This is a genomic window from Prolixibacteraceae bacterium (assembly GCA_019856515.1).
Classification (GTDB): Bacteria; Bacteroidota; Bacteroidia; order Bacteroidales; family Prolixibacteraceae; genus Halosquirtibacter; species Halosquirtibacter xylanolyticus.
The window spans coordinates 386,474-398,730 of sequence record CP082230.1; the positions used below are offsets into that span (position 1 = coordinate 386,474).

Here is a 12,257-nt window from a genome sequence, read left to right on the forward strand (position 1 = left end):
TGTTGATTGATGAGAACAAAACATGAAACAGAGAATTATAAATTCTCGCAACATAGGCAATGTGAATTCTTTCCATGCCATAAAGTAAAAGATGAGGCTGATTTTAATTGTCTATTTTGTTATTGTCCACTCTATATGTTGAAGGATAAGTGCGGTGGTAACTTCAAATATACCAATGGAGTGAAAGACTGTAGTGATTGTTTGATTCCACATTCAACTAAGGCCTATGAGCATGTAATGAGTAAGATGGGCGATGTGATTCGAATCGGAAGTGAAAAGAGTGAAGAGTAGATTATAAACATTACAACTGAAGTCTAATCAGAGGTAGGCTGGGTGTGAGAAAAATAAAAGAGGTAACATAGATGATGAACTTTACTGTTAATCAGGAAAAATGTAATCAATGTGGGATGTGTGGTAAAGATTGCCCGGTTCTTATTATTGATTGTAAATCAGGATTTCCAACCATAAAAGAGGGGAAAGAGAAGAATTGTTTAAAATGTCAACACTGTTTGGCTATTTGTTCACAAGGTGCAATATCAATTTTTGGTAAGGATCCTAAGAATAGTATTCCAACTTCTGTTGATTTACCAAATTCTGAGGCATTAGAGAATTTAATGAAGAATCGTCGTTCTGTAAGAAAATTCAAGCAGGATGAAATTGATAAATCATTAATTCATAGTTTACTTGCTTCTGCTTCTTATGCACCTACTGCAAAAAATGAAAATTCAGTTCATTTGAGTGTTGTTGATAAGAAAACAGGGATGCAACCACTTAAAGAGTTGATCTATCAAACGATCCAAGATAAGTTTGAAGCGGGAGAAATTTCTTCGAGATTTCAGTATTTATCAAATTTTTCTAAAGTGTGGTTTGCCAAAGGTATTGATGTGATTTTTAGAGATGCACCTCATGTTGTAATTGCATCTGCACCAGAAGATGGTACTTCTCCTGATTTGGATTGTACTATTGCACTTAGTTATTTTGAGTTGTTGGCAAATTCTAATAACGTCGCTACTCTATGGGATGGATTCGCAGCAAATGTCTTAGAAGATGTAGCACCAGAGTTGAAAGAAAAAGTTGGGGTGCCTGCTGGTAATAAGGTTGGAATGGTTATGATTTTTGGTCATTCTGCGAGAAAATATGCGAGATCCATTCAGCATGAAGGCGAGAATATAAATACTTTATCACTATAACAATTTTTGGTGTTAACAATGATGATGCGAGTCATTTGAGTTTACTGATGAAATTAGAGTAATCTAAAGTAGAAGAAACAATATATGAGGTTGTAGTTCAATGAGATGTTTGAACTACAACCTTTCTTGTTTTCAGAAAATTATATTTTATTCTAGGGAGAATGGCATATTGTATGGTTGTTTCGTTGGTCGATACTAATTATTACTACTATTCGATCTTTTTGTGTTGATTATACTGTGGTACTACTCAGTAATAGTCGTCTTTATTTATGATTGAGTTCTATTTTCCCCTCTTGATAACATTGATTTCGCAGCTCTTTAAAAAAGATGTCCATTTGGAACATGTACCATTTCAATATTCATGGAATCTATATTGAGGACGTCTATTTTGTTATCACTTCGATAAGATACTTATGGAACGATTCCACTCTTAAAAAGAGTTCCGATTTTTTATATCATTGTGAAGAGAAAAAGCAGTAAACTGACGAATGATAATTTGTCAGTTTACTGCTTTGAATTAAATCACCTCTTCAGTGACCTCAATATTTAATTCCTTCTTCGGTTCAAAAGAGTTGATGCCTTACATTAAGTTCGACTGCTCGCTTATATGAACTAATAGTGTTAGAAGGACGCTTTTTGAAAAGGGTTTTCATTCTTATTGAATGGGCATATATAGTAGCTGTAGTGATATGATTTTTTGTTTAAGCGATACCTTTTTCTAGGTAGAGCCCACCAGCTATCATATCCTCCAACTCCAGTCTGTTTATAGTCAATATTTACACTTATAGTCTTACGCTTTGGTAGATCATATAAGTGTCCAGTCCTTCTCTCTCCTGAATCGAAATCACTTTTTAAGAATGGAAGTGTGCTCATCGAAATAAGACTGTCTGCAATAAATATGATACCGTTACCATTTCGATCTGTTAGTGTGGCCCAGCGTATGTCTGTTTTATAACCGTTCTCTTGAGGTCTTACATAATCATGATATTGCTCTATTACTTTACTACTATATTCTCCAACAATTGAAGCAGCGTGTCTGTCCCAATAATTCTCGTAAGGGCCGCGTCCAAAATAGGTGAAGTTTGAATATTTATCAGAAAGTAGTAGGTTCATTCCAAACCTTGGCAACATCATTGGCGCTTTATCACCAATATTTATTTTTTCATCTACCTTAATGACACCATCATTATAGACATGATATGCAATTATTAAATCACTTTTTGTCTTTGAGAGTTTGTAGTGATAGGTTACAGATATTTCTGACTCTTTTACCTCTACTTCATAACGATCAATTGAGTTGTTTTCAGTGTCTAATTTCCATGCTTTTAGTTTTTTATGAAGTTTTGCTCCATAATCATTATCATTAGGTGCTCTCCAGAAATCAGGTGTCGGTCCTTGATTGAAAATTTTCTTGCCATTTACTTTATATGAATCAATTCTTCCCTCAGAATGGTTAAAGCTAATGGTAATTTGTTTATTTGATATCTTAATTCCACTCTTCGACTTCGTTACTTTTAGCTTTGGAGAGGTCGTTATGTATGTCTTGTTTCTTTTATTTGATGTTAGTTGGAATTGTTCGTAAGCCATTAACCAATCTTTAGGAACAAGTGGTGTTTCTGAGATGGAATAAGCTTTGAAGTTCAGAAAGTATTCTACCCCCTTTTTATCTGTGATTTCTGATGTTGGGATAGTTACAACTTTTGATTTTCGAGCGTTAAGGTTAAAGTTATGAAGTGTTCCTTTATCGATGACCTGATTATTTGCAAGAAGTTCCCACTGTATCCTAATATTTGTCAAATCAATAAAATCATATTGGTTTATAATTTGAACTTTACCTTGCTTTAAATCTTCTGCAATAAAACGAATAAATTGGTGGACTTTCTTTACCTCATAAAGTGATGGATTTGGGGTTCTGTCAGGTTGAATAATACCATTGATACAGAAATTGCCATCAGTATGTATTCCCTTGGGTTCATAGTCTCCACCGTATGTCCAATAAGGACTACCATCCTTTGTATGCTCAAGTAGTCCTTGATCAACCCAATCCCATATAAAACCTCCTTGTAAAAGTTTTTTACTATAGATTAGGTCCCAATAATCTTCAAAGTTTCCTACTGAATTACCCATAGCATGAGCATATTCTGACATGATATATGGTCGATAAGATGCAGGATCATCGGCATATTTCTTCATTCGTTCGATAGACGGGTATTGTGGACATATAATATCTGTATGAGGTCTAAATTCAATACGTTCGTACTGTACAACTCTAGATGGATCTCTACGATGTAACCATCTTGACATCGCTTCGAATGTTTTACCATCGCCAGCTTCGTTACCCAAGGACCAAAATACAATCGAAGGGTGGTTTTTGTCTCTTTCAACCATACGAACCATTCTATCCATATGTGCCTTTTTCCATAGCGGGTTTTTAGCTAATGACTCTTTACCGTAGCCCATTCCGTGAGATTCAATATTTGCTTCATCGCAGACATAAAAACCATATTCATCACAAAGGTCGTAGAATAAAGGATCATTAGGATAATGAGCAAGACGAACTGCGTTTATGTTGTTTCGCTTCATTAACTCTAGGTCTTTTCTCATTAGCTCTTCTGAAATAACGTGTCCGGTTATTTGATCGTGTTCGTGTCTATTAACGCCTTTGATGTAAACAGGAACTCCATTGACGCAAAACTGCTTGTCAATTATCTCAACTTTTCTGAATCCAACTCTATTTCCTGTTATATCTAATATTTTATCTCCTTGCTTTAAAGTTAAAACAAGTTTATATAAGTTTGGTGTTTCAGCTGTCCATTTAAGAGGAGAGGAGATTCGTTTGAAGAAATCGACCTTGGTTTGTTTTGAAGAGATAGATACTTCTGTTTTATCTGCAGCAATAATATTGTTTTGATAATCTAGAAGTTGCATGGTAAGTTCAAACGGAGTATCATAAGTTTGTCGATGATCCGAAATGTTGGCTTCAATTGTAAGTAGTCCGTCTTTGTAGTTTCTATCGAGATTACTTGTAACAAAAATATCTCTGATATAAACTGGGTTTACAGCATAGATATAGATGTCTCTTTCAATGCCACTTAATCTCCAAAAGTCTTGATCTTCTAGATATGACCCATCGCACCATCTCATAATACGCGCACTTACTGTATTCTTGCCTTTTTTAATGTACGAAGTTATATCAAATTCTGCTGGAGTTTTGGATCCTTGACTGTAGCCAACTTCCATTCCATTAATCCAAAGTTTGAGATTGGATTTTACAGCTCCAAAATGTATATATATCTGCTGTCCACTCCATGAATTAGGGACTGTAAATGATCTTTTATATGATGCTGTGGGATTTTTTTCTTGAGGTACAAGAGGAGGATTCTTTTTAAATGGGTAGATAATATTGGTGTAAATAGGAAAAGAATATCCCTCAAGTTCCCAATTAGATGGTACGGTTATTTTGTTCCATTTATCCGTATTGTAATCATTTTTGTGAAAGTCTTTGGGGGCATCTTTGGGGTTTTTAGCAAGATGAAAGAACCATTTTCCATTAAGAGATTGGTAATTTTTAAGCTCTTTTAATGAAGTATTGAAAAGGTCTTCTGGCTTTTCGACATGTTTTAATGTTGCATGTGGCTTCTCTTTGTTTTTCTGGAAAAAAGATGGGTCTTCCCAATAGTTTTGTGCGATAGTGATATTACATATGAATGTAAGTAAGACTAAAACAGACCATAGTTGTGGTTTCATGAAAGTCAGTTTAATTATGTTAGTTAATCAAGGTGTCTGATTCTAATGTTAGGATGGATGCAACAGTCTGTGCATGTTATTAGTTACAGATCTTGTGAAAATAGTTAATTTATTCGGAATTAGATATGTTGATACATTAAAAGAGTTACTTTATTGATATAATTATATTATTTTTAGTAGTTAAATTATGAAATTAAATAATATGAGTCGAGCCGTTAATGAGTGGGATAAACGTTATTCTGAAGATGAATATATTTATGGGATATCTCCCAATAATTTTTTAAAAGATTCTTTAGAACGCTATAGTGTTAAGGGAAACATACTGATGGTTGCTGAAGGTGAGGGGCGGAATGGTGTCTATGTTGCAAAAAAGGGTCTTAATGTTTATGCATTTGATATTAGTGCACAGGCAAAAGTTAAGGCTTTAAGATTAACAGAGAAGATGGATGTTACTATTGATTATAAAGTAGGCGATTTTAGGGAACTAGAGTGGAATCATGATGGTTTTGATGCGATTGTTTTGATTTATTCACACTTTCCACCTGAAATAAGAACTTCATATTTCCAAAAGATGATTTCCCTTTTAAAGAATAATGGATATGTTATATTTGAATGTTTTAGTGAAGAACATCTTTCATATCGAGATAAGAATCCATCAGTAGGTGGCCCCAATAATATAGAATTATTGTATAGTGAAGGTTTTCTGAGAGGTGAATTTAATGAGTTAGATATTCTAGAGCTGAAAGAAAAGGAGATTGTTTTAGAGGAAGGAACGTTTCATCAAGGGATTGCAAAAGTTCTTCGAATGGTGGCACGAAAAAGCGAATAAGGTATAAATCCTCATTCGCCATAGTTGAGTTGTCTAATCTGGAATGATTGTCTTAATCAATGAGTTTCATTCCATTTTATATTTATTCAATATTGAATGTTTGAATGGCAACTACACGTTTATCATTAGAGTTGCTGTTTCCTGAAATCATAAAGAAGTTTCCATTGAAACCATCTTTTTCAAAAACAGTAGGTTTTGCATTCTTGAATGTAACAGGAAGGGTTGACATCGTGTAATATGTTTTGGGGTAAGCTTCGCTCTCATATTTTCCCGCATTCGCTCCCGAGATATAGTATGTAAGTTGATCATTTAAGGAGTTAATCCCACCTTCATTTTTTAGATATATTTCCACATATAATTCATCTTGTCCATATAGCGTTTCAGCATTAATATCCATGTCTATTTGGCTAATACTCTTGCTTTCTGGGATATCCTCTTCTTTTACAAATACAGAAAAATAACCATTTTCATTATGGTTTGATACGACAGAGTTTCCTGCTACAATATCTAATATTTGTAAGTTAAATGTTCCTTTTCCTGTAATTGTTGAAGAGCCTGGAGGTATTGGTGATCCTTCAATTGTCTCTCCATATTCAGGTAGTTGGAACTGAAGTTTTCCATCTGAGGTTCTAACGATAAACACAACGCTTTGCCCAGGTAATACATCTGAGGCCATTGCTACTGTTTCACCATATGTCGTGGTGATGGCAGCTGCAATAACGTCATAGTTTTGATATTTTGTATCTTTAATATACAAAGTTTGATTGTACTCTACTTCTTGATCATAGAGATAAACTTTATCAGTCAAGTTTGAAACATCACCTTGATGAGTTACTGTGTTGGCACCTTGAATCAACTCCATTGGAATTAAGATAGAAGGATTTTGCAGCGTATAATCACATCTGTAACTAGTAAGACCATAATGTGCTTTATCTGTTGCTTCTGTTGGTGTTGTATTAACGTCAGGATGATAGATGTCAACATAAAATGTCAAGGTGCTATTTTGGATGACTTGGAATGTAATTTCCTCTTCAGTAAGATCTATATCTTCGATAAAAATATCTTCAGCGATCATATCACCATACACTCTTAACGTATATCCAGAGGTTTCATATTCGTAAGTTATAGTGGACTCACTTTCTGTGGCTTTAGTTGATTTAAGACTCAATCCTAAAGATTGATCTGTTCTAAAACTAAGATTAACATTGACAGGTGTGCCAATTTCATTTTCGCCATTATCATCATCATTACAAGAGATCATGGCAAAAATAGTTAGATAGATGACTAGTATTTTTTTCATGGTATTTTATTTTTGTTAATATTAATATAAAACATGCTTCGGTACATAAATGTTTTGGAGTATTATTTGTTCGTTGAGATTGAGAATTTTTTTATCGCAACTATGGTTTGGGGGTCGGTTTCATCACTTGCAAAAGTCAAGAAGAAATTACCTGTTTTAATATCTTGCTTATAGTATTCAACTTTCGCATCTTTAATATGCTTCGGTAAATCATTAAAGTTGTAGAAACTTAATGGGCTCGATTCAATTGCATATTTTCCTGCATTCGGTCCCATAATGTAATATAATAGAAGATCATTTGAATTATTTATATGACCTTTATGTTGAAGATAAATTTTTACGTAAATGATCTTATCCCCTTGTAATGATTCTGCTAGAATGTCAATTTCAAAATCTCTCAATTTTTTATTTTTAGGGATATCTTCTTTTAAAACAAAAACATTTGATTCATTATTGGTTGAATGTTTAGTTAAAATAGCACTACCCCCAATGATATCTATTATATTCACGTTATATGTGCCTTTCCCAATTATAGATGATGTTGCCGGAGGAATAGGATATCCCGGTTGTTCTTGATTATATGACGGTAAGTTAAATTGAATTTTGGTGTCATAGGATTGAACTATATATAAAATGCTTTTGCCAGCAATTACTTCTGCTACCATTGCGATATTATTTCCATGAATCGATTGTACAACAGCAGGGACAATATTATATTCATTATATATTGATTCTTTAATGTAAAGAGTTTGATTATATTCTATTTCTTGATTGTAAAGAAAAATCTTTTGAGTCAATTTATTGGCCTCTCCTTGATCGGTTACTGTAAATGCTCCTTGGATAAGTTCTAGAGGTATCGTGATTGAGTTTTTTTTGTCTCCGTATAAGCACCGATATCCTGTTAATCCATAATGGGCCTTTAAGGTTGCGTCAGTAGGATTAAATGCTACCTTGGGATTGTAAACGTCAATATAGAAAGTCTGTGTACTGTTTTGAATAACATCAATCTGAATTTCATCTGTGAGTAGATCTACATCTTCATAAATGATGTCATTTTCAATTAAATCACCATATACCCTAATTGTATATCCGGTGTATTCATAATCGTATTGAATCGTATTATTTGATTTTAATACTAAGGATAATGAATTGTTGGGTCTGAAATTCATGACAACAGAAACTTCTTCTCTTATAGAGGTGTGCTCAGAACTTGTGGTACACCCTAAAGTGAATACAAAAAATAATATATAGTAGATTTTTATTTTCATGTTGTTAAGGAGTCGTTGTTAGAAGAAACATTAGTTATTTATGTTTGTTTTCGATTTTTTTTATTTTAGGATAAATTATGAGATATGTCCCCATTACTTTATGTCATTATAATTGTTAGTAAATGTGAATTATGTGTCATGGTATTATCCCGTTGTGTTGTAAATTGAACACAAAAAAGATATGATGCGGATATTTATATTGTTTTTATTATTTCAATTTACTGTTTTGTATGGGTGGTCAAAAAAGAAGAATTATTTAGAATTGTCCCCATTGACTATTGGCACAATAACTCCAAGAAGCTGGCTAAATAAAGAAGCTGAATTTGCAATAACTGGAATTCCTGGGAATTTAGACTTGTCAACAATCAAACCTTTTTCATTACACCCATTTCTAATGGAGAATCATAAAAGTGGTGCTTTTGGGTATGAACAAATGGGGTATTACTTGGATGGTGTAACACGACTTGCTTATATTACGAATAACCAGAAATTAAAAAAGAAAGTATCTCGTTACTACAATGCATGTTTGAAGAGACAAGATAACGATGGCTTTTTTATTTCAGGGATGAAGTCGGATAAGAATTCTTGGGCTACTGTTGAGAATGGTACAAAAGATGAAGTTTTATGGAATAAGAAGATTGATGCATTTTTATGGGGAATGGCTGCATTTTCAAGAGGTGCATTAGCATATTATGATGGAACAAAAGACGATCGAATACTTGATATGCTCCAAGAAAATTATAAATCTTTTCAGATTTGGAAGCGAGATGATAATCATATGCCTATGAGCGGAATGGAAATGCACTGGAATCGAAGGCTTGTAAATTTAGAAGTGATGATCTCACTGTACCTAATTACGAAAGAGAAGTCATTAAAACAAAAGATTATTTCGATTTTAAAAGCAAATGAATCTGGGATGTTAAAATCATGGGGGAGCCGTAATACATCTATTGATGATTTCCAGCACTGGAGTTACACTGATTTATGTCATGGAGTTACATACAATGAGATGGCAAAACTCTATGGTGTTGGCTATGCAGTGAGTGGTAATAAACAGTATCTAAGAGCTTCCGTAAATGCCTTTGAACACCTTGAGAAATATCACGTTTTACCTAATGGGGTAAATAGTTCAAATGAATATTTGCGAGGAATAGGTGGATTTGAAGCATCTGAAACATGTAATGTGTCTGACTATATGTGGTCCAATCTATGGCTGTTGAAATTGACCGGGGATGTGAAGTATGCAGATCGAATAGAGAAGGTTTTTTTCAATGCTGGACATCAGGCGATCTCACACGATTATTCCAAACATGTATATGTTCAAACTCCCAACAGAATAAAAGGAGTACATATCGAACATCGAGATAAAGGAACTGAATTTAAAGCATTTCATAAACCTGTCTGTTGTACTGCTAATTTGTGCCGTATTTTACCAAATTATATTATGCATATGGCTATGAGAACTAAAAGTGGTTCTTTAGCACTACTTCTTTATGGTCCTTGTAAGATCAATAGTCCAAATATTTCTATGGATATTAAATCAAATTATCCAATGACTGAAAACATTAATATACATATAAATGAAGTGGCAAAAAGGTCTCAGACGATTTATTTTAGAATCCCGTCTTGGTGTAAATCGCCTAATATTGAGGTTAATGGTAGGCAAGTAAAGGTTGTGCAAAAAGTTTCTGGTTATATCTCTATCAAAAGAAATTGGATGAAAGGTGATGATGTTGATCTTCATTTGCCGATGGATGTGGTTGTTAATCGTTCCGAGGAGAAGATTATGAATATTGATGGAAAAGAACTTTATATTGCCCCCAAATCAATTGGTAGTAATAAGAAGTTGTCATCTTTTGATCATGGAGCATCTTATGCAACTGTTACTAGAGGTCCACTGTTATTTGCGCTTCCTTTAAAAGATTCTACGAACTATAATATGTCTTTGGTGGTTCCTAATAAGTTGAGTGCAATTGTTAATGAAAATTGTTGTGGAGTATCTTGGGACAAACCAATGGTTTCAATTAAGGCTCTTTTCCAAATAAGTGATTGGAATTTAGATGAATTTCATCCTAAATTACCTGCGATGCCGATTGATTATGATAAGAGTCGTGTTTTTGAATATGAACTTATACCATATGGTTCAGCTACTTTTCGGATATCTATGATTCCTTATGTGAATAAAAAGAACTGATTCCCATAAATAAGGTTGTTTTAATAGCTTCTGACTTTGATTTTAAAACAGGTAGTAAATGATTGGATTATATTTTAAAAAGATGTAAATTAGTGGAGCTAACTAGAATAACCCCACACTATTATGAAACTAACTATATCCATAATATTGATAGTGTTTTTTCTTAGAAACACTATTGCTATAGCACAGGAAGGTAATGCTAATCTACCTCCATATTCGAAGAAAATCTCAGCGCAATTGTGGAAAAAGATTGATCAAAGAATGATACCATCTTGGTATCAAGATGCAAAATTCGGAATTTTCATCCATTGGGGACCTTATTCCGTACCTTCGTGGTCGCCTGTAGGGACTTATACCGAATGGTATCAGAAATGGCTTGTGAGTCGAAATATTTTTGGTAATAATAATCCAGACCCTAAAGCGATTCCTAATTTTCAAGATCGTGTATACGGAGAGTCCTCATCATATTATGACTTTGGTAAGATGTTCAAAGCAGAATTGTATAATCCTAACTTGTGGGCAAAACTCTTTCGACGTTCGGGGGCTAAGTATGTTGTTTTAACATCTAAGCATCATGATGGGTTTACATTATGGCCGAACCGAGAGGCTCAGGATATGAGGCAGTTTAAATGGAATTCAGGCGAAGTCGGAGCAAAAAAGGATCTTATTGCTCCATATATGTCTGCGATGAGAGAAGAAGGATTAAAAGCTGGCCTTTATTATAGTTTATATGAATGGTATCACCCTTGGTATGTTGATTCTGATCCACGTTTTGTTACCAAACATTATCATCCTCAATTTAAAGATTTAGTGAATCGATATGTACCAGATTTGATTTTTGCAGATGGGGCATGGGATCATGATGATCGTTATTGGCGTAGTGGTGAATTATTAACTTGGTTATATGAAGAGTCTCCTTGTAAGGAGTATGTGGTGATAAATGATCGCTGGTTCAAGGGTTGTAGGCATAAACACGGAGGATACAGAACAACGGAGTATGAGGTGAAGGGAATGGAAGGAGACAAACCATGGGAAGAAAATCGTGGTATGGGTTTTTCGTTTGGATATAATAGGGCAGAAAATATAGAGAATTATACTTCAGCGAAGGCTCTAGTGCTAATGCTATGTGACCTAGTTAGTATGGGAGGAAATCTTTTGTTAAATGTTGGACCTAGAGCAGATGGAACTATTCCTGTTATTATGCAAGAACGACTATTGCAAATAGGTAAGTGGTTGGATGTAAATGGTGAAGCTATTTATGGAACGAGAAAATGGCATCGTTCTTTCCAATGGTCAGAAGGTGATCGAGATTATACATCTAAGAAGAAAGTCTCTTATGTTGGAGGTGATTATATATTAAAACAAACAGTTCGGTCTTCAAAAGGAAAGGCCGTCAAAGAGTTGTTTTTTACAAAAAAAGGAGATGATTTATATGCAATTTCTCCTATATGGCCTGGAGATAAGTTGATTGTTCGTAATGTTAAGGTTTCAAATAATTCTATCATTACTTTGTTAGGACATGAAGGGCCTTTAGCTTTTAAAGAATCTAATGGAGGAGTCATTGTTTCTTTACCTCCATATAATCCTAATGGGAATTTAGTTGAATATGCTTACGTTATAAAGATTGAAAATATACAAGAGTAGTGATGTAGTGTGATTAATCTCAGTATATGATAAGTAGAGGTTTAATGTACTGAGATGTTTCTGTTCTTGGTTTTTATATTCTAAT

General features: G+C 33.9%; 8 protein-coding genes. 5 read left to right on the top strand and 3 right to left on the bottom strand.

Translation table 11 applies throughout. The features are described 5' to 3' along the window. Positions 1-9: 9 nt before the first annotated feature. Positions 10-291, top strand: a complete 282-nt coding sequence (locus tag K5X82_01355; protein ID QZT37550.1) for a cysteine-rich small domain-containing protein — start codon at positions 10-12, stop codon at positions 289-291. Positions 292-362: 71 nt separating this feature from the next. Further along, the gene (locus tag K5X82_01360) at positions 363-1,190 is read left to right on the top strand and encodes a nitroreductase family protein (protein QZT37551.1); all 828 of its coding nucleotides are present in this window, start codon (positions 363-365) and stop codon (positions 1,188-1,190) included. Between the two features lie 621 nt (positions 1,191-1,811). On the opposite strand, the gene K5X82_01365 is transcribed toward K5X82_01360, so the two are convergent. Further along, positions 1,812-4,937 carry a DUF4981 domain-containing protein gene (locus K5X82_01365; GenBank protein QZT37552.1) on the bottom strand — a complete coding sequence of 1,042 codons (3,126 nt, stop codon included), beginning with the start codon at positions 4,935-4,937 and terminating at the stop codon, positions 1,812-1,814. Positions 4,938-5,124: 187 nt separating this feature from the next. On the opposite strand from K5X82_01365, the gene K5X82_01370 reads away from it, so the two are divergent. After that, a complete protein-coding gene (locus K5X82_01370; GenBank protein ID QZT37553.1) occupies positions 5,125-5,766 on the top strand; it encodes a class I SAM-dependent methyltransferase in 642 nt (213 codons plus the stop codon). 82 nt (positions 5,767-5,848) lie between these two features. On the opposite strand, the gene K5X82_01375 is transcribed toward K5X82_01370, so the two are convergent. Next, positions 5,849-7,066 (bottom strand): hypothetical protein, encoded by a 1,218-nt coding sequence (locus tag K5X82_01375; protein ID QZT37554.1) that lies wholly within the window; start codon positions 7,064-7,066, stop codon positions 5,849-5,851. A gap of 62 nt (positions 7,067-7,128) precedes the next feature. Beyond that, a complete protein-coding gene (locus K5X82_01380) occupies positions 7,129-8,334 on the bottom strand; it encodes a hypothetical protein (protein ID QZT37555.1) in 1,206 nt (401 codons plus the stop codon). Between the two features lie 181 nt (positions 8,335-8,515). Here K5X82_01380 and K5X82_01385 point away from each other — a divergent pair, with 181 nt between their 5' ends. After that, positions 8,516-10,528 (top strand): glycoside hydrolase family 127 protein, encoded by a 2,013-nt coding sequence (locus tag K5X82_01385; GenBank protein QZT37556.1) that lies wholly within the window; start codon positions 8,516-8,518, stop codon positions 10,526-10,528. A 123-nt stretch (positions 10,529-10,651) separates the two neighbouring features. Continuing rightward, positions 10,652-12,172 carry an alpha-L-fucosidase gene (locus K5X82_01390; GenBank protein ID QZT37557.1) on the top strand — a complete coding sequence of 507 codons (1,521 nt, stop codon included), beginning with the start codon at positions 10,652-10,654 and terminating at the stop codon, positions 12,170-12,172. The last annotated feature ends 85 nt before the right edge of the window (positions 12,173-12,257 follow it).